At 49.1% G+C, this 20,029-nt stretch carries 12 protein-coding genes; all 12 read right to left on the bottom strand.

Features of this window, described 5'->3' with window-relative positions; genetic code table 11:
- Nucleotides 1–272: 272 nt before the first annotated feature.
- Nucleotides 273–1,124: a formate/nitrite transporter family protein gene (locus tag QF041_RS22965; protein WP_307415813.1), complete on the bottom strand. Its 852-nt coding sequence runs from the start codon at nt 1,122–1,124 to the stop codon at nt 273–275.
- Nucleotides 1,125–1,497: 373 nt separating this feature from the next.
- Complete coding sequence (locus QF041_RS22960; RefSeq protein WP_307415812.1) at nt 1,498–2,859, bottom strand: FAD-dependent oxidoreductase; 1,362 nt, start codon at nt 2,857–2,859, stop codon at nt 1,498–1,500.
- A gap of 408 nt (nt 2,860–3,267) precedes the next feature.
- The gene (locus tag QF041_RS22955) at nt 3,268–3,747 is read right to left on the bottom strand and encodes a glutathione peroxidase (RefSeq protein WP_047840764.1); all 480 of its coding nucleotides are present in this window, start codon (nt 3,745–3,747) and stop codon (nt 3,268–3,270) included.
- Nucleotides 3,720–3,983 carry a hypothetical protein gene (locus QF041_RS22950; RefSeq protein ID WP_307415811.1) on the bottom strand — a complete coding sequence of 88 codons (264 nt, stop codon included), beginning with the start codon at nt 3,981–3,983 and terminating at the stop codon, nt 3,720–3,722. The genes QF041_RS22955 and QF041_RS22950 overlap by 28 nt, the downstream gene beginning before the upstream one ends.
- 4 nt (nt 3,984–3,987) lie before the next feature.
- Nucleotides 3,988–4,872 carry an ABC transporter ATP-binding protein gene (locus QF041_RS22945; RefSeq protein WP_036667819.1) on the bottom strand — a complete coding sequence of 295 codons (885 nt, stop codon included), beginning with the start codon at nt 4,870–4,872 and terminating at the stop codon, nt 3,988–3,990.
- A gap of 618 nt (nt 4,873–5,490) precedes the next feature.
- On the bottom strand, nt 5,491–8,703 hold the full coding sequence (locus QF041_RS22940; protein ID WP_307415810.1) for a GAP1-N2 domain-containing protein: 3,213 nt from the start codon (nt 8,701–8,703) through the stop codon (nt 5,491–5,493).
- Complete coding sequence (locus QF041_RS22935) at nt 8,700–9,959, bottom strand: TRAFAC clade GTPase domain-containing protein (RefSeq protein WP_024632789.1); 1,260 nt, start codon at nt 9,957–9,959, stop codon at nt 8,700–8,702. The genes QF041_RS22940 and QF041_RS22935 overlap by 4 nt, the downstream gene beginning before the upstream one ends.
- 90 nt (nt 9,960–10,049) lie before the next feature.
- Nucleotides 10,050–10,697 (bottom strand): beta-mannanase, encoded by a 648-nt coding sequence (locus QF041_RS22930; RefSeq protein ID WP_307415809.1) that lies wholly within the window; start codon nt 10,695–10,697, stop codon nt 10,050–10,052.
- 19 nt (nt 10,698–10,716) lie between these two features.
- On the bottom strand, nt 10,717–12,000 hold the full coding sequence (locus QF041_RS22925) for a vWA domain-containing protein (protein ID WP_307415808.1): 1,284 nt from the start codon (nt 11,998–12,000) through the stop codon (nt 10,717–10,719).
- Between the two features lie 85 nt (nt 12,001–12,085).
- Complete coding sequence (locus QF041_RS22920; RefSeq protein WP_307415807.1) at nt 12,086–14,536, bottom strand: transcription initiation factor TFIID; 2,451 nt, start codon at nt 14,534–14,536, stop codon at nt 12,086–12,088.
- A 1-nt stretch (nt 14,537) separates the two neighbouring features.
- A complete protein-coding gene (locus QF041_RS22915; RefSeq protein ID WP_091036105.1) occupies nt 14,538–17,927 on the bottom strand; it encodes a tubulin-like doman-containing protein in 3,390 nt (1,129 codons plus the stop codon).
- A gap of 241 nt (nt 17,928–18,168) precedes the next feature.
- Nucleotides 18,169–19,962, bottom strand: coding sequence for a vWA domain-containing protein (locus tag QF041_RS22910; protein ID WP_307415806.1), 1,794 nt, complete (start codon nt 19,960–19,962; stop codon nt 18,169–18,171).
- Between the last annotated feature and the right edge of the window lie 67 nt (nt 19,963–20,029).

Raw genomic sequence — 20,029 nt, 5'->3', positions numbered from 1 at the left:
GAATTCAGGGGTAAATTAAAAATAAGGCATTAGGCTAGTGTTTCCCCACTTCCTCCTCATGCCATATCATGGACCACTCCCGAAATTCGCCATGAACAGGTTTCGTTCCCCCGAACCTTGTCATGGCGAATTTATTTTGCGTTAAACTCCAACAAGAACCCATACAAAAAACGATCCCGCCCTGTTCCGTCACAGCATATTCGCCATGAACCGAGCAAGATCAGAATCGTCTTCACTTCTAATATACGTGTATCCATACCTCGCTGTGCCCACTATGCTTGTTTGCTCAACATCACTCTAGCCTCCGTCTCCATAGGTTCGATCGACGTTGCTACCTCCGGTTTCACTTTCGGCTCAGCTTGGCGCAGGTACACCACCCAATAGGCTGCAGCTACAAACAGAGCACCTCCAGTCAGATTCCCGAGCCATACCGGAATGAAATTCATCACATATTGACCCCACGAATAATGTCCTTCGAAGATTGCCGCCGGGATGAGGAACATATTGGCCACAACGTGCTGGAATCCAATCGCCACAAATGCCATCGTTGGAAACCAAATGCCCAGTACCTTGCCACTCATCGTATCCGAAGCATAAGATAGCCACACGGCAAGTGCCACCAGCCAGTTACAGCCGATGCCAGAGATGAAAGCTTGCAGGAAACCGTCATGCAGCTTATGCCCAGCCATATCCACTACTTTCGCCAGATATACACCCTCTCCGGTCAGACCCAGCACATGTCCAAACGCGTACGCGACAAACAAAGCTCCAACAAAATTACCAATCGTCACTAAGGTTAGATTTTTCAGCATGCTACCCACGGATAATTTCCGTGCAATCGTTGCAAGTGGAACGGCCATCATGTTTCCCGTCAGCAACTCACCACCACCTATGAGTACCAAGATTAATCCAACCGGGAACACTGCTGCTCCAATCAGATTGACGAGACTTCCCCACTCTGCCGGCGCAGAAGCAATCACCCGAATATCCAATAGAAAACCCAGCGCAATAAAAGCCCCTGCCAGAAAACTGAGCACCAGTACAGAAGATACCGGATATTGAGCCTTCTTCATGCCAGTTTGCGCCGTATATTGTGCAACCTCAAGAGGTGTTTTTGCTGCCATATCATTCATCCTCTCCTTCATTGTTCATCATTGGATAAAACCATCTGAAATTCATTAGTTATGCGTTGAATACCATATCCTAATTGTATCTCGGTCCTAAACATAACTTTGTGCAAATTATCACAATGTTGTTTAAAAAGATACTTAAGAGTATCTTGGAATAGTTATGACAGAAGAGTATAGTAAGGCCCTTTGTAGCTAAAAATCACAAAAAAGACTGACGATATAATCGCCAGTCTTCTTTATCCTTTATAATCATCCGCCTTGTTTCGTAATCCTGGCAGTTATTTTACACCTCATATTTACGCATAAGCATGACTTATCTTCGTATGGCGTTTATCATGCTCTCTGTTCAACCATCTATTCTGCTCCCTTACACCATTGCTGGTGCTTTCACTTCTATTGGAGGCAGTGCTTGCAGACCCGCCGTGTTCAGGAAGTTCCATGGTTTGTTGTAATGTGGCTGGAAGAAAAAGTCGATGAAGGCCAGCTCATCTACGGTCATGTTGTTTTGGATGCAGACCGAGATCGTATTAATCGATTGGGTCAGATCAACCTGAGACATCACCTGTGCTCCAACGATCCGACGAGTAGCCTGCTCATACACCACTTTAAGCAACAGTTTCTCAGCCGTTGGCATGAACTCCGGACGGTAGCTGTCTTCCAGTACGACAGATTCAACAATCAGACCTTCGTCAGCAGCAGACGTTTCCGTCATCCCGGTACCCGCGATATTTTGCTCATAAATCTTGATACCCGATGTTCCTTGTGTACCCATATACGGTGTCGTAGGACGAACCAGGTTGCGGGCTACAAGTGTACCCATCCGTACGGCGTTGGTTGCCAGTGGAATGTAAGATGCTTTGCCTGTTGGGTTGTAATGAATAGCACAGCTGTCACCCGCAGCGAAGACGTCTTTTTGACTCGTTTGCATATATTTATCCACGATGATTGCGCCGTTTGGCAGCATATCCACTTGGCCTTTGAGCAGCTCTGTATTTGGACGGAAACCAATGCACAGAATAACCAGATCGGTTTCAAACTCTCCTTTGGACGTGATCACCTTAGTCACTTTGCCATTCTCTCCAGTAAACTTCTGTACCGTTTGACCGAGAGCTAGCTTGATGCCGCGTCCAGTCAACGTATCTTCGATCGCATCCGTGAATTCAGGGTCCAGGTATTTGTTCAAAATACGGTCCACACTGTCGATCAGGGTAACTTCCTTGCCATTCATTTGGAAAGCTTCCACCAGCTCTACGCCGATATATCCTGCACCTACAACAGTAACACGTTTGGCATCTTTGGCTTTTTCAATAATCGTGTTGGAGTGATTGTAGTTTTTACAAAGTAAAATGTTATCCATCTCGATGCCTTCAAGCTTTGGAACGACAGGCCATGAACCCGTTGTCACGATCAGTTTGTCAAACGTATCTTCAAATTCTTCCCCGGTTTGCAGGTTTTTAGCCTGAAGGGTATGACCCTCGGCATCGACTGCTGTTACTTCATGAAGCATCTTGGTCTCAACACCAAGCTCTGCCAGTTGATTAGGCGAAGAATAGAACAAACCGTCAGGGTCTTTCACAACTCCACCTACGTAGAGCGCAATGCCACAAGATAGGAAGGAGATATTGTCATTGCGCTCATACACGGTGATGGTAGCATCCGGGTATAATTTGGCGGTATTTACGATGGCTGCGGTCCCTGCGTGTGTACATCCGATAACTGCGATTTTCATTAAGAGTTCCTCCTCGAAATATATAAATGAGTTTGAATATAGGGTTGTTATGGTTGTGAAACATTTCACTTCTTGTTCGAAACTGTGTATGTGATTTATTTCACTTTATACACTCATTATAATGTGATATTTTTCACATTGCAATAGGTTGAGCAAAAAAAGTTTGTCGAAGGAGGTCATTCCCTGTATTTTAAGCCTTTTTCCCCTCATTGTATTGATTTCATTGTCCCCGGATTTGGATCGGATTATGCTATGTAATGGCTTCCGCGATCCCTGTATCGGCGCATAAAGAGAGAGGCGTCTATGGGGCCAACTCCTACCTGTGAAGAGAATAAAGCCACGTATATAAAATAATCAAAGAAGCCTATCCTTGCTTATGCAAGGACAGGCTTCTTAAACGTTCATGTATTAACCGAGCAATTTCTCGATATCTGCAATCATTGTCTCCGGAGATTCTTTCGGTTCAACACGACCTACCACTTCACCTTCACGGTTAACAAGGAACTTGGTGAAGTTCCATTGGATGTCGCTTGTTTCACCTACGCCAGGTTGTTGCTCCTTCAGGTATTGGAACAGGGGATGAGTGTCCTCACCATTCACATCTACCTTGGCAAACACCGGGAAATTCACACCATAGTTAATCTGGCAAAATGATTCCGCTTCCTCACTTGTACCTGGCTCCTGCCCTCCAAACTGGTTACAAGGGAAACCCAGTACAACCAAGCCTTGATCGCGATAACGATCATAAAGCTTTTGCAATTCACCGTATTGCGGGGTCAGCCCACACTTGCTGGCTGTATTGGCAATGACCAATACCTTACCTTGATACAGATCCAGTGAGACTTCTTGGTTCGCGGTGGTTACCGCCTGATATGAATATACGGACATGACTGATTCCTCCCATGACATATGTTGGTTTGGGCTGTTGCGAGCACGTTGGCATAACCAATGAACTCACAGCCTGTCTTATTATTATAGACCTGATCCGATGCGATTACCAAATCCCGGGTCTGCCCATATTCCATTGCTCCCATGCGTTGCAAATTCCCCATGAATGCAAAAGAGCCGCCTGCGATAGCGCACAGCGGCTTCATTCTATAATGTAAGGACCACATATGGCCCATTTCGTTAACTTCCTGTCGCTTGAACACGTGGTTCTGTCCGTCCTCCAGCATGAACCATCGCACTGTTCATGACCAGCTGCTCTGGCGTCTTCGATTGCTGGCGTTCGCCTGCAAGAGCGTAAGGCAAGCAGAGCGGTACACCGGAACGCGGATCAATCACGATATCTGCTTCAATGTTGAATACTTCACGAAGTACATCTGAGTTCATAACTTCCACAGGTGAACCATGAGCGATGGCTTTACCTTTTTTGATACCAATCATGTGATGTGCGTAGCGGGAAGCATGATTCAAGTCATGCACAACCATAACAATGGTACGGTTAGCTGTGGCATTCAGCTGCTCTAACAGTTGCAGTACTTCAAGCTGGTGAGCCATATCCAGGAACGTAGTCGGCTCGTCCAGGAAAAGGATATCTGTTTCTTGTGCAAGTGCCATAGCAATCCAGGCACGTTGACGCTGTCCACCGGACAGTTGATCAATCGGACGATCATGGAATTCAGTCATGGCTGTCACTTCGATAGCCCATTCAATCATACGTTTATCTTCCGCACGCATGGATCCAAATCCTTTTTGATAAGGAAAGCGACCATACGATACCAGTTCAGTAACGGTAAGACCTTCAGGGGCTGTTGGATTCTGTGGCAAAATCGCAAGCTGCTTGGCAACTTCACGCGTGGACTGTTTATGGATGGACTTCCCGTCGAGCAATACATTACCTGCTTTTGGAGCCATAATACGTGCCATCGTTTTCAGGATGGTTGACTTCCCTGAACCATTGGCTCCAACAAGTGCTGTAATTTTTCCTTGGGGAATCTGAATATTCAGATCCTCTACAATTAGTCTTTCCTCATAAGCGATATCCAGCTTGGTCGTCTCCAGACGAAACATGCGATCATCCCTCTCTCATTTATCCCGGTTATGTAATCCGGCTATGACAACAAAAACGAAATTGTAATTCTGTGATTTCCGACGCAAATATCTTCTACACTAAAGATACTGATAATCATTATCATTTGTCAACATAAAAAACCAAATTTTCTTCTCTTTTCGTGCTTTATTTGGTCTTTCTGTAGCAGAAATCCCGCTCTTTTCCCAAGTACACATGAGATCTTTTCTCATTCATTCCGCGCACTTTATCACTTCTCACTGTCTTTCAAACTCTTGAATCGCAAATTTTGTGTCTGAATTGTGAATGTGGCCACTCCGATGACAGAACAACCTTCCGATCGCTGTTATCCCCAGATTTTTTTATCCTTTTTAGGGGGTAAATCCGGGGATAAAGGCGAACGTTTCACTTCTTCAGGTTATTTCTGCCCTCTCCGTTTTTGTGTAAATGTTAGTTCAATCTATTCAGCCGCCATATCAAATAAAAAAAAGATGACCTTGAAATCTAAAGTTCAAGGTCATCTAACATACTCTCATTTGTTATGGTATGAAGTCAGCTTTTTTCATTATTGGATCAAAAGACACTTAATGAATCTATGCAACATGTTCATATAAAATAACTTAGAGCTTAGGCTGCGGCATCAATTGGATTATAGTCATCTCGCCCTGCGTACTCTTCACACTGACAATGCTCTCGGCATCCATATTCGCTGGAAGATCGATCTGCAATCCATACGGATAGAGGCGATCCACCTCTCCAATAGACATCTGTGCAGGAGTGGTCGCATCCGCATCCTGTTCATTGGATACAGATGTGTCAGGTGATGTGGAACCAGTAGCTTGATCTGCATCCGTACCTTGATCCGTGTCTCCACTCGCAGCATTAGACGATGCATTCGTCCCTGTATCCATTGTTGTATCGGTAGCAGGATCTGAAGTGGAATCACCCGATGTTGAAGGATCGGCCTGCTGATCGCCATCCTCCGTCTGCTCTGTGTTCCCCGCTGAAGAACTATCCGTGCTTCCCTCGGAAGTACTTCCTGAGCCACCATCGGAGGTATCTTGGGTATCAGGCTCTTCATTCCGATTAAAACTCTCCCACTTGCCTGTAGTATCCAACTCCTGAGTGCTATCATCCTTCATCGTCAATTGAAGTTTGCCTTGCTCAAACTCAGTGCTTCCCATATCGTTCCTGAAACGGATCACCAGTTGAGCAGGTGATTGCGTACCCTCCTGTTCACTCGCAGGAATCATATAAGCAATCTGCTCCGCGAGTTGCACCTCAGGTTCAGCCGGTATGACAGGCTCCTGGGTAGATGGAGGGGATGCCGCTGGCGGCTCTACAGAATCTTTCATCCATGCATATGTACCGCCAGCAATACCAAGAACCAGGATCAAGAGGATTAATCCGAACAGATTTTTCCTTTTACCCGTTAGCATCCGCACCAGTGGAGAGGACAATTCCGTCTTCGCACGATCATAGACCGGCTTCATTGTCTTGCTTGCTCTCGCATAATACGGTTTGAAAGCTGACTTCGACTTGAAAGCTTCACGGTCATGGGCTTTGAAATACGCCACGATGGCATCCGCATATCCTTTATGCGCATTGGAACCCCGGACAAACATCCGATGATCACCTGACCATTCGAAGAATGGATACAGCCCTTCAGCACGACTTGCATTGGTGCGGATGAATTCAATCAGGCCAGGATAATCCAACCGATTGCTGCCGCTTCCTCCCCGATAAAAAGCCATCGGCAAAGCTTCATATGCCGCGATCCCCGGATGAGCCTGCAGCTCTCCGGCAAGCCAGCGACGCGTCCAGCGTTGAAGTTCATTGCGTTCTGCCAGGGAAAGTGCCTCCAATGCCTCTTCTTCATTCTCCTCGCCACTAAGCCACACTCTCGCAGCCAGCATCGTGTTCGTTCGAGCCGATACATCAGAGCCCTGACGTGCCGCCCAATCCCGAACCTCATTGCCATGCTGCAAAATATCAATGCTTAATAGCTGTTCACGGTTAACCCGATCCAGATCGAGATCCTGAATCATAAACAGGTTAATAACATAAGCAAGCTTGTCTGCAAGGCGGGTTAACTCCTCCTGATATGCCGGATCTTGACTGGCAGACGGAGATCCCCCTTTGCGATTAGGGCGGGCTGTAGCTTCAGATTGACCAATTCGTGCCGTAATGCCTGTATCATACGTACCTTCCACAGATACCCTATCGAGTCTGCTAACCCGCTGGAGTGCTTCATTCGCAGATTGTACCGGATTAGGCGCAGAACATAACCGTTCACGCAGCTCATTGGCTGTCCGCTCCTGCAAGAAGCTGTAGTGGATCGCAGATGGATGGGACGTAACCCATCTTCGGATCACTTCCACAACGTTCGCTGCTGATTCCGTGCGTTTCAGCTGATTGTCCAGATAAGGCTCGAACAACAACTTGGTAAGCGATTCATTGGCCAGCACTTTATCAAAGAAAGCTCGATTCAGCTGCGGATCCCGATCCAGCACAGCATACAATTCCTGCACAGCACGCATACGCTTCTGGGCGCGGGCATTATTTACACCGTAGATGAAATAGTCCACAATCCGGGATTGCACCACGGACGCGGCAACACTGAAATATTCGCCAATGCGAGCTGCGACGTCTTCTTCGGGTACGTTCTCACGCTTCACACTGTCCAGTTCCCTACTGAGCAAGGTCAGGAACAGCTCGTTCAGACGGGAACGTTGCTGCGATCCACCATCCGGCTTCAAATAGGTCAGCAAGCCACTCAGGACATGACTTTTGTTATCCAAATACAGGTCTTCCATGCCTTGTTCAAGACCATAGAACACCGCAAGTTCGCCATATGCTTCAATGGAAAGTTCCCGCCCAGGTTCCATGCCGGACAACATTTCATCCGCAAACGTATAGAACGCATCCGCCGCACCAGGTTCCTGCAATAAGGCCCAAGCGAATTCCGCATAAGGTAACTTCGCCACAGATGCATCCGCATGTGTCACTCTGCCGGATACCAGATCAAAGGTGAAATCCTTCTCCGTATTGCGGTCTTTCGGACGTAACGTTCCTCGCTCTACAAACTGGACGTGAATGCCCTTCTTGGCCTGTGGCTCCTTGGCAAACGTCATGAATCCCAGCTGCCGCCGGAATGCGTATGGTAAAGCCGTGTATAGCAAACGTAGCAATCCTTTGGCCCCTGCGGTCACTTCCTCTGCGGGAAGATCCAGCGCAATGTATACTTTTCTACGTGTCGCTATAGACTGCATTACCGCATAGAGCAGGCGCTTGAACAGCACTTCGTTCATTTTCAAGGTGCTCAGCACTTGGGTGGGTGATCCTACGCCAGCATCGGTCGCCCCACCCTGTCCGCTCCTAGGTGATTTAGGCAATTCAGCAAGTGCTGGCAGAACTGTACCTTGTTCGATGTCATAGGACGTGGCGAACACGGCATCCAGCCAGCCGCCTTGTTTCATCTGCTCTTCCGAGCGCTCGGGAGACAAGACGTAATTATGTGCAAAAAAGGCACTGCGCAGCCCGGTGAAATCCGCAGACTGGTACACATTTTGCCCAAGAATCGTCTCTCCACTCTCCAGATGAAGCAGGTGAATGGAAGCCGGAAACTTCGTCTCGTCCTTCTCGCTACGGCCTGTGAGCTCCGCTGGAGCGTCATAGACACAGTAGGGGTGAAGCACTTTTTTGATAAAAGAAGGGTCCAGTCCCGGCGATGCCGCAACCGTATCAAACCCCTCTGTTGTGCGAAACACCCCGCGCCGCTCTCGGGTATACAACTGTTGTTCAATGGGCGGGGTTACGGAAGAACGCATCATCCCACTCTCCCCTCAATGTACTTCAGCTTGTACAATAGCCATAAGAAGGGTTCATCCACGCGAATCGGACTAACCACACCCTGCAATTTCATATCCACCGGATTGCTGCCCAGCGCAGAGACTGCGAAATAGGCTGTATCCTTGAAGTACACATCCATCGTGCCCTTGAACGGACGATCCACCTTCTCGATAAAACGCCGGATCTCCCCGTCGATATTCTCGAACTCGGTTAAGTCGAACCAATCGCGGTGCACCATGTTGCGGAAGACATTGCTGTTAGATTTGATGTAATCGCCCTCTTCATCCTTGAGGGAATGCAGCATGTCGCTTTTGGTGAGCACAACGGCTGTTGGAATATTGGTCTTGGCTTTGTCCTGATACGCAATAAAATCTCCGAACATCGTCAGCACCACGTCACGTGGCTCATCGTATCGTGGTGTCCACTCTCCCGGCTCATTGCCAAGGTTAATGCGGATTTTGTCCCGAATCGAACGAATCTGAAGCGGGTCCACCATGAATAGGATACCTGCCGAGTTCTTGATGTGCTGCCCATGAAGTCCGAGATAATCCTGCTCCACCATGCCTTCACCTGCGACGTCAAAGAACACCAGAGTCAGCGGTGCTTTATCTTCGTCCTTGAATACAAATTGAAAGATAAACGGCTCCTGCAACTTCTCCTTCTGCGTGGAATCCAGCAGATCGCCACGTTCGAACAACGGTTCTTCATAATCCGCACGGAACCGGCGGCTGATCTCCGCATTCAATGGCATGCAAGCCGCGTCAAAATGATCGGCGGTATAATGCTGCAATGTATGAATTAATGAAGTCATGTAGACGGATTTCCCTACCTGGGATGCACCAATAATGGAAATGATGTTACTCGGTGCTTTACCTGCCGTGACAGGCAGCTCATTGTGACACTGCGGGCACAACCGGCGACGTGTAACGACACCGTACCGATCGTTCAGGCCCATCACGATGTTATCGGAATAAATGCGATGTTCCTCCGGTACATCATGCGGAGCCAATACGGCCTCCATATCAAATACCGTATCGAGTCCAAACCTTTCGCGATACCGATTCAACTTCGCATCTTCCCCGAGTGCGTAGTCCTCATCATCATCACGGTGATGGGCGGCGCGGAACACAACCTCTTCCGGTGAAAACTTGCTGAAACAATAAGGGCATACAATATCGTAAAACAGCGGACGTTCCTCCGGCTGTTGTCTCTTCAAAAACCGACTAAAAAAGCTCATAGCCACTCCCCTCCCCTGATCAGTCAGACTAAGACAATTTACACTTGCACTACGATGACAGAGTAACCTTCCAATCGCTAGTCCAACTATCTAGTCTGATATAAGCCTATAGGCGGCTCCATATTTCGGTCCGTCCGTGAAGAATAATCTCACATAATCATCCTTGGCAACTTCAACGGGCGGCATCTCATTTCTTCCGGGAGCAAAATCACTCACAAAAGGATACACCGTACCATCTTCCTTGTTCAGCGGAACCCCGCCCTGCTTGCGAACATAACAGAGTGCTTCCTTTGGAACAGGTACTTCCGCTGTGACGGTGATCAACACACTTTTTCGTTTCTGAAAAAAACCGCTCTTGTAGCGAATGGAGAAGCGGATATCCGCCTTCCCTGCGCTTGCAATCACCATGTTGCCCTCGTCTCGTTGACGAATCAGCACAGGCCCGTCGTCCTCCATCTGACACACATACACCGTGTACTTGATGGCACCAAAACCCGTGATCCGATCCGTGTAACCATTGCTCGCCTTGTATTCCTCTCTCGTGTACAGCTTCAGCTTGCCCTGTGCAGGCTCTTCCCCAGTACGATCATCGCTCATCATATCCAGCTCTAGCCGTTCCACATACACAGCTTCTACCCGTTCCGGCCAGAGCCAGCGAAGTGTACAACGTCCTTCGTCCACCGCAAGTGTCAGTTTTCGAATCAAGGGTGTCGAAGGGTCTGCATCCGTAAACCGCATTTCCATTGACCTCCCGACGTTAGAATCCTTTGCTCCGTGTATCTCTTGCTCTCTGGCCAAACCCTTCGGCTGAAGAAGTTCCGCCGCCAGCTTCACGACGACCCCTGCTCTTCCGCGGCGTGTTCTCTTTGATCGGAACAATCCAGGAGAAGAGGGTCAGTACACCAGACAAGATGAGCATCGCACCGAGTCGTACAAATGTATCACCCACGTTCGAACCGTCGAGGCCCCATTCCAGCAGAAGCCCTGCCAGTAGACCAGACACCGCACCACCAATGCCGAAGCTGAGCGCGAGATGACGATTATCAAACACGAGTCCGAGTGACACACCCAGCGCCACGCCGATTAGTAACACGGCTGCTACACGGAAAATCGCCAGATAAACGCTATGTTCCATCATGCCTGTACGCTCCGTTACCAGCGTCCGTTCATCAATCGTATCGTAGATCTGCTGGAATGCCAGATTCAGACCACCGGAATCCGGTACATCATAGTACATGCCACCCGTTTGCTGGGCAATATTACGCAGCAAATCCGTTCCTGATGGGTCCACCAGACTGAGGCCGACTGTATTAATGGAAATCTGTTCGTTGTTATATTGGGACAAAATATCGGTCGTGTCTGCTTCACTGAAGCCATCGGATAACAAGATGACGACGGTACCGCGTTTCGGGTCCTGTTTGCCCTGAATCTGCTCCATGCCTTCCCGCAGCACGGCATCAAAATTGGTGCCGCCCGAAGTCGTTACAATGCCATCGATTTTGCCATAAACCTCATTCTTGGCCGCTTCACTATCCAGCGCAATAAACGGCTGTAACAACTGCGGTTGGTCATCAAACGTAATGACAGCTACCTGTTTGTCGCTCTCCATTTGGCTGATCAGAGTCTTGGCTGCTTCAAAGCGTCCGTTATCCGGATCTGTCTCGCTCATGCTGCCCGAGTTATCAATCATCAGTACGATGTCTTTCACTTGCTTCACACCGCCTGGATTGATCTGGTACAACAATTGAAGGGCGAGTCCAACAACAAACAATAAAGCCAGTGTTGCCGGAACAAGCAATTTCCACGACAGTCCCAGATACCGGAGCTTCCATGAAGCACCATTCAGCTTGGGTGAGATCATCTCTGCGATTAAACAGAACAACCCAACGCTCAGCGCCAGTACGCCAAAGTATAATCCCATCAGCAACAGACGCGGCATCTCCCCAAGCCATTGACGCAGCATGATTTCTCCTGCCGCAAAGCCCACTGCCCCGCCAATCAGGCTGAACAGGACCAGGAGAAGATTGATTTTTCGCTGCATGTCTACATGCATCCTTTCCATACCAGCCGTAAGCAGGCTGAGTTAATACAAAATTGTAGCAGGGTGTCATGACACCCTCGGCGCCTTAACGCATGGGCGACAACTTCTCCACCAGACCTGCGGGGTGAAGTTCATAGCCATTCTCCGTATAGGAATCATAATATACCTTACCGTTCCGATACACCATGAGATCCTCCAGATGAAAACCGCCCATCAGATTCAGCTTCTCCACACCACTGCTGCGTTCTTCGTACACCACACCCAGCTTGTAGATGCGTGACGTCTCTTCGGCATGTGCCGCGTAGTCCATGAAAGCACTATGATGGTCACCAAAGAAATACTTCTCTTCATACCGATGTTCCTGTGTATAATCGAAGACCCGCACCCTTACGACGGCCTGATCCTCCAGCGTGTGGTACAACCTGCGGAACAGATCATCCCGGGTCAATACGTCTTTGTCTCCGTAGGCAATCGTCACATTGGCCCGCTGCAACAGCTCTTCTTCAAATGGCAATTGCAGCGGCTCGGCTGTAAGCAGCAACGAGTGACATACCTCCATCAGACGTTTCAACAACCGATCATCGCCTTCCGTTGCGAGTCGGTTCATGTCTCCCATGTAACGGTCCTCAAACCATACATCCCGTCCACGCTTGGCTTCCAACTCGGTGATTAGCTCTTCTGTCACTTTGCCGTAGTATTCCATCACGTTCTGCCCGATGTATTCATCGGCAGCGGCGATACTTTGGGCAGCTGTCTCTCGCAGTGTGCGTTCCAGCGCTTCAAGTGCTGCTGTGATGTGGCGACTGAAACGGTGAAGCTCTTCCATCTCCGTATCGTAGATACGCAGTAGATGTAATTCATTTTCCAGTCGCAGTAATTCCACCTTCGGTATATACACCCGCTCCAGCATGCAATCAATCAGATTGCGTACATTCTGCTTATCACGGAACAATGCTCGTTTGAAGGACTGATCTTCCACACGCTCTTGCTGACGTTGCTCCAGCAGAGCACGTGCGGATTCAAGCTGCATCGATTTATCCCGAATCAGTCCGAGCAGTGCCTCACGTACACTGCCAGGCTCACTGCCACTCCAGACCGCCCATTGGAAATAACCAACCTCTGGATGCTGCACTCGGGACTGTTCGGCCTGTCGGCGCAGGGAACCGCTAGAGCTGCGCTCGCGCACACGTTCCTCCACAAGTCGGACTACGTTATCGCGGAAGTATGACTCGGCTCCTTGTCCGAACAACGCTCTCTCCGCTTCACGTAGGGAGAGCGGCTTCAGCTCAGAGAAACCAACGTTATGCGTCATGATGCCGCTCATGCCACTAACCAGATCTTCATCGGGCAGCAGACCTTCGACTTTGCGTTCCACCGAGGCCGCATCCAGTCCGAAGAAAGCGAGCTTGTCCTTGATGCTCCAATCCGGCTCCTGCCGCATACGTGCGAGCAGATACTGATACAGGTGGTATAACACCGTCAGCGCAATCGGTTTGTTGGGCCGCCTGATCTCAGCAAAACCCGCGCTTGCATAACCGTGCTGATCAGAGGTGGTACGAATATTGTTTTTAAAGGATGTATTGTTGTACGTGTTCGCTCCTGTGCTTGAGACGGTACCCGAGTGATCCGTATCCTGCTTCCGGTTCTTCAGCAGGCAGATCCGGCAGATAATCTCGGCATTTTCGATCCAGCCACCGGGGACGCCAGTTCCACGCTCATTTTTGTCCGACAATATATAGACGAGATCGAATAAAGGTGATGCAGGATGTGTAACCGGAATGGAGATCCCATCTTCCGTCACCAACAGTTTACCGCTGAACGTGTAATCCAAGGATTGCATATAATCCAGTTCCCGCAGAAAAGCAAGCCCTGCTGCGCTGGCATACCCGAAGGAATCCACCTGTTCCATCTCACTGACCAATACATGCAGATCCGTCTGCACCGACTTGAAGGCTTGGGACAAAATGGTCTCCGTCAGCTTGGTGAGCTCTGGCAACAATACATTCAGCGGATCATCCGCTCTGGTTACCACCGTAACGTAAATCCGATCAAATGACGAGTATAACCGTCCATATTCGGCAATTCGGTTACTGACCCGCCGAAGCGTACGATTCAGATCGTAGAGCGCCTGATCCGATTCATGGAAACTGCGGTGCACATCCTTACGCCGTGTGTTGGACGGTCGCTCCTTCTGCCCAGTGGACAGTGGCAAGCGGTGCAGAGTTACCTGCCCGTCGTCATAGGATGAGCCATCATTCCTCGTTTCACCCGGATCTGCTTCCTGATCTTCTGTCCCAATCTGAACGTAGACCACACCGTCTCCATTATCCCATTTCAACCGGTTAATCTCCCTCACCGCAGACACGGCAGGTGCAACCTGATCACCCACGAACAGAAACAAGGCTGGGTAATGGATGCTGCTGCGTCCATCACCCAGGCTGCCTTGGTGCTCCTGCTCTGTTGCGTACTGTACCGCGTACTTCTCCAGATCACGCTTCAGGGTGTTGTTCGAGCCCAACTCCATCCCGGCCGCCATCTTACTTCAGCCTTCTGCGAATGTCGTTCAGCTTCGACGACATCGTTCTGTAGAACTGATAGATGTCTTCTCCGTTAGCCAGTTCTACTCGTTCATACTCCAGACGATCACGTGATTCCATGAACAGCGCAGCCAGATCATCCAGCTTCGTCAGCAATGGGGTGATATCTTCTGAAGCCGTCAGATCATTATCCCGACGGGAGGCTTTACGCAGCAGTGTACTACGGTCTTTTTCCGCCAGGCCGCGGAAGTTACCAAACACTTCATACTCGGCAAAGTTACGGCTCTTCATCAGGTTCGCGAATGGCTCCCATGCGTCTTCTTCCGGATCACGGTCATAGACGTAGAGCGCACCTTTTTTGACGATGGTGTCGGTATATAACGCTTCGATGAAGCGATCATACCACTGCTCTTCGTCCTGGTACTGGGCAAGAATGCCTTCGAGTTCCGCGACTTTGGCCGAGATGGCATTCATCTTCGCCAGTTCCTCACGTACACGCGCGATCAGCTGCGGAGAGCGTACCAGGTTTTCTTTGGCCATATCTTCATTAATACTGCCGAAAATATCCTTAACTCCCACACGTGGCAACCCTTCGGATTGCAGACGTTTCAGCTCGATCACCGCCCGCTTCACTTCGCCCAGGTTCGGCGTGGTGGACGTCAGACGCATGTCGTAGGCCCCCAGTTTAGCAGACAGGTCAAACGCTTCTGTTGTCACAATCGCATACCGGTTGCTTGTATTCTCATCAATGGATTTGGCTGTCACGATGTTGTATCCAAGCGCCTGCTCGAATTCGTTACGCACACGGGCGTTATACTGCTTCACGCGGGCATTCTCGTACACATCTCCCCATGATTTCTCCGGAATCGGAGATGGCAGATAGGTCCAGTTGTTTTTCTCCGTTTGCACCAAGTGGCGACCAATGCCTTCTTTGTCCAAAATGGTACGTTCATAACTTTCCTCATATACCTTAAGCGGTGTATACACAAAGAGTGGTACCCCGTTGCGGGTATTCAGCCAGAAAATCCGGTTACGCACTTCACTTTCCTTAACGGTAAAATGTGACTTGCCCACGGCATTGTTCTGATAATTGCGAATCCCTTTCAGAATGCCTGGTGCCTGTGCCGGTACCGATACAAATCCCCATGAAGGGAAATGCAGACTGCCTGTACTGTTGCTCAGATTGAACACCGGAACAGCCTCATCATCCAACTTGCCAGCAATGAAACGTTCCACGAATTTCTCGACTGACTCATCCTGACCGTATTTGATCACCAGGAAATCTTCCATGGAGCGGGTAATCAGATCACCGAATTTCTCACTCAGGAAGTCGGAGATGGAGCTGACGATATCAATCTCGTTTTCTTTCACCCACTGGCTGGAGTTTTCCAGCAATTCACGAGAGAAGTCACGGATCAGATCATCTGTATCACGTTTATCCAATAGCCCGTCCACCACACTGACGATATCCGGTACACTTACGACGTTCCAGTAATATGTTTTGTTGCCTTTGTGATCGGCTTGTTCTTCGCCGCGTGTCAGCAGGTCACCGTTCTTGGCGAATATCGAGCTAAGGGCGTTCAGCGTCTCGGTAAATACGTTATAAATGCGGCTGTTTTCCTGGTTCAGCAACTCATACAGATCTTCATAGAACTCGATCATCTGATCGTTGCGTTCCACGTCGGCATGCAGCCAGTACTCATGAATTTTTGCTTCAATATAAGCATTCTTTTTCTTCTCTTTGGAGACAAAAGCACTCTTCGCATCGCCCAGCTTCTCTTCGGACTGCTCCTGAGCCGCTTCAATATCACGCGGAATGCGGAAGGCATTCTCACGCAGGGTTTCGATGTACGACTGAATCATCTTCAGTACACAGAAACCTTTTTCCGTATAAATCAGACGGGAGACATAGAACGGACCTTGTTCGGGATGCAAAAACATACGCCGGATCTGTTCAGTGAACTGACCCGCAATCTCACCCGGCAGTTGTTTCTTCGCTTTGATATATTCTTCACGGGCACGCGCCAGGAAGTTCTGTTCCAGTTCAGTGTCCATATTCACAACCTGTGATTTCACCACGTTGCCATAGGATAAACGCTCACTGTTCTGATAACCAGGCAGCGGCTCTGGCACGCGCGCTTCAAAGGACTTGACCACACTTTCGAGATCAATGCCCAGCTTGCGGGCAAACTTCTCGGTATCCTCCTGGTTCGGTGCTTTGGAGAACATCGTGTTCATTTTGTCGAACATTCGATACGCCAGATAGGTGGTCATCTCTTCGATTGGCAGTACAGCCGAAGAGGCACCGATGATGTTGTAATCATAGTTCGCCGGGTACACCTTATTCATCTGTGCAATGTTGGTGCGAATGTTGCTGATATAGTCATGGATCGCAAACTCCTCACCCGACTGCTTCTCCTCACTTGCCATGAAGTTGGTAATGTTCTCGGCCGTGACGTTCATGCAGTAGTCGTAGGCGTTCTCCAGCAATTTGCCCTCTGTATTCGTCGCAGAGATCAGGTGACACAGGTTAAATGGCGGTAGTGGTGAGTTGACTGTTAAAATATTGCCGTACTTCTGTGTAAACCGCTCACCGCGGCTATCCACGTTCATCCAGTAATCCAGCTCTTTGAGCGCAGCATATCCGTTCTTACGAATGTATTCGCGAGTGTGTTCGCTCAAGCTTTTGTTGGACAGGTTCACGTCTGGTGTGAACAGGTAGCCCAGCGTATTCACGCGGTCAATCCCGGCAGAGCCGTGATCTCGCTCGATAATGCCGCGCACGATATAGGAAATATCGAGGAAACAGCCGCTGCCTGTACCGCCGGACAGACCTGTCAGCAGGAACACCATCAGTTTTTTGTTGGTGCCTACGGATAAGGTTTTGATCTTTTTGTCGATGGCCTGTACCACCTGATTAATCTTGGTGAACAGGAGCAGACGTCCAGCCTGACGCACACCTGCGGCGCCGTTCATGCCGTCCGTGATGCTCAGTTCCGGAGACAGCCAGTCCGTAATGTACGGCTCCAGCACGCTGCGGTTCTGCAGAAGTCCGCCAATCTCGGCATTGGACAGCAAAACGAATTCATTGATCGGATCGAGTCCGATTCCTTTATACTTTTTGGCACGATCCTGTTCGTTTGTCTCAAAAGCCAGAAACTCCACATTGTCCGGCTTGTCCATTTTTTTCTTGGATACCGGGTCCTGTGGCAGCTTGAAACGACGGTTGATCTGATATTTGAGACGCAGCAACGCATCAATTCCCGTTCCTCCCAGACCAATAATCAGAATGGGGTTATCAATTGTATCAACTCTGATCTTCTCACTGACAATACCTCCGCCAAGTGATACATCCAGTTGCTGAATATGTTCTCTAACAATCGGTTTCATTCCATGTCCTCCCTTTAGTTAACGCAGTCGGAACTTCAACATAATTACACTTGCCACTCCGATGACAGAACAACCTTCCGATCGCTGTTATCCCCTGATTTTTTGATTTATTTTATAAAGGTGAAAATCCGGGGATAAAGGCGAACGCTTCGCTTCTTCAGGTTTTCTCTGTCCTCTCCGTTCTCGTGTAAACAATTATATCCAACTTAAATTTGCATTCCTTTTAAACCAAACAATCAACTTACACCAGATACTCAATTAAAATGGTTTTGTCCGCCTGTTGCAGCGGGATGCTCAGTCGGTCACCGTTCTTCAGTTCAACACCTGAGCTTGCATCAACTGCACGACCGGATTTCTCCAGCGTACCGCCTGCGGTGTTACGGATTATAATTCGATCCCCATTGCTGGGCGTAAATACATATTTTTCGGTTTCCTTCAGCTCAGGGTCCAGTTGCAACAACTGATGCAGATGGAATCTGCCGCGGAAGGATACCAGCTTTTTATATTGCGGATATGACTTGTCTCCCGTGTTCTCATCACGAATCTCCACAACCATCTGGCCGACAAATCCCCGGTTTTTGCGTTTCAGCCAGCCCATCAGGAACCATGCACCAACACCAACCACAATCAGAGCTATAACACCCAGAATGACAGGTAACCAAGGAAATGGCTTATCCTGTTCACCGCCTGACGTAGTTGGTTGAGATCCACTTCCAGCTGCTCCGCTCGCGTTGATCGTAATTGGCTCACTTTCACGGTAGAAGCTGTCTTCTTCCGCACGGATGACCAATTCATAGTTATGATTGTCTGGTACTTCAAATGTTCCGGCAAAACCAGAACCTGTGTTTTCCAGCGGTTGTTCCTCGCTTTTACCTGTATCTACATCTTTCACAACCAGCGTGGCCTTCATATCTGTATACAGATCATTATCCTGAAGCGGCTGACCGCCATTCTCCAGTTTGGCTGCAAGATCAACCTTGTCCCCTTTGGTATAGGACTTGGTCTTAATTTGGTCCACAACAAGCTGAAGATCGTAGTTGAACAACAGGTTGATATCGATGTTGTCTTTCGGAGCCCCTTTTACCCGAAGTTTCCAGTCTCCTTCTTGGGGTTTCAACAGCTTCACGAGTGAATAACTCTTCGACGTCGAGAGCTTGGCTGCATCCGAGTTCAGATCCACGGCTTGTCCGGATGGATCCGTCAATTGCACTTCCACCGGCTTCGAGGACATGATCGAAATATTTGCTTCCAATACACTATCGTTCGGTACATTCACGTTAACTTCCTGATAACTGCCGTTTCCCGTTACAGAGGGCAGTTTCACCACATTCAGTTTGGCATGATCGGCGAAGATCTCACTCAGAATCTGTGGCAGATCATCCGGCGTATCGGTAATGAATGACTTGCCTCCGGTCTGCTGAGCCAGGTCTGCGAGTGCATTCTTGTTCAGCTTGCCATCCGCGTTCAGTCCAATCGTATACACCGGAATACCTTGATCCTGTGCTTCCTTCACGGCTTTCGCCAGATCAGCGTCGGATTGTGCCTGTGTACGGCCTTTGGTTTTGTTAAAGTCATTGTTACCATCCGCCAGCAGCACGATCATCGGCGAGTGGGATGGGTCTGCACCATGATTCAGTATGTTTACGGCTTCAGCGACACCAACTGAGACATCGGTATATGGGCCTCGGCCGAGTTGATCAATAAAATCCTTCAGGCTACTCTTGTCCGCATCGGACTGAATCTCCAGCATAGCCTTTTCCCGCTCCACCTGATCGGTATATGCAACAATTCCTACCTTGTCCCCCTGGACCGGCAGCATATCAACAAACATTTTCATGGCTTCATTACTAATCTTGTCACGGTCACTTGTATTCATCGAGTTACTTACATCGGCTACAAGTACCGCATCGATTCCGCTCGTCTGTGCCTGAGCCGCTGCAGCTTGTGGCAGCAACGCTTGAGGTAGCAGTAGCGTTAGAATTGCCAGCAGAACCATCGTTCCACTGAGCCAGCGTATTTTGCGTGTCCGCAGCATTGGGTGTACTCCTTCACGTTTGAGATTAAAATGGGAATAGTTTATTATAGGCGTCAAGCCTTAAGGA

Origin of the sequence: Paenibacillus sp. W2I17, from assembly GCF_030815985.1 — a bacterium.
In the GTDB taxonomy this organism is placed as follows: Bacteria; Bacillota; Bacilli; order Paenibacillales; family Paenibacillaceae; genus Paenibacillus.
The sequence above is the reverse complement of the archived record's forward strand: the minus strand, read 5'-3'. Positions and strand labels throughout refer to the sequence as shown.

Coding starts and splice junctions, on each gene's coding strand:
- QF041_RS22930 (WP_307415809.1), bottom strand. CDS start 10,697: ATGCGGTTTACGGATGCAGACCCTTCGACACCCTTGATTCGAAAACTG.
- QF041_RS22920 (WP_307415807.1), bottom strand. CDS start 14,536: ATGGCGGCCGGGATGGAGTTGGGCTCGAACAACACCCTGAAGCGTGAT.
- QF041_RS22915 (WP_091036105.1), bottom strand. CDS start 17,927: ATGAAACCGATTGTTAGAGAACATATTCAGCAACTGGATGTATCACTT.
- QF041_RS22935 (WP_024632789.1), bottom strand. CDS start 9,959: ATGAGCTTTTTTAGTCGGTTTTTGAAGAGACAACAGCCGGAGGAACGT.
- QF041_RS22960 (WP_307415812.1), bottom strand. CDS start 2,859: ATGAAAATCGCAGTTATCGGATGTACACACGCAGGGACCGCAGCCATC.
- QF041_RS22965 (WP_307415813.1), bottom strand. CDS start 1,124: ATGGCAGCAAAAACACCTCTTGAGGTTGCACAATATACGGCGCAAACT.
- QF041_RS22950 (WP_307415811.1), bottom strand. CDS start 3,983: ATGGGCCATATGTGGTCCTTACATTATAGAATGAAGCCGCTGTGCGCT.
- QF041_RS22955 (WP_047840764.1), bottom strand. CDS start 3,747: ATGTCCGTATATTCATATCAGGCGGTAACCACCGCGAACCAAGAAGTC.
- QF041_RS22925 (WP_307415808.1), bottom strand. CDS start 12,000: ATGCAGCGAAAAATCAATCTTCTCCTGGTCCTGTTCAGCCTGATTGGC.
- QF041_RS22945 (WP_036667819.1), bottom strand. CDS start 4,872: ATGTTTCGTCTGGAGACGACCAAGCTGGATATCGCTTATGAGGAAAGA.
- QF041_RS22940 (WP_307415810.1), bottom strand. CDS start 8,703: ATGATGCGTTCTTCCGTAACCCCGCCCATTGAACAACAGTTGTATACC.
- QF041_RS22910 (WP_307415806.1), bottom strand. CDS start 19,962: ATGCTGCGGACACGCAAAATACGCTGGCTCAGTGGAACGATGGTTCTG.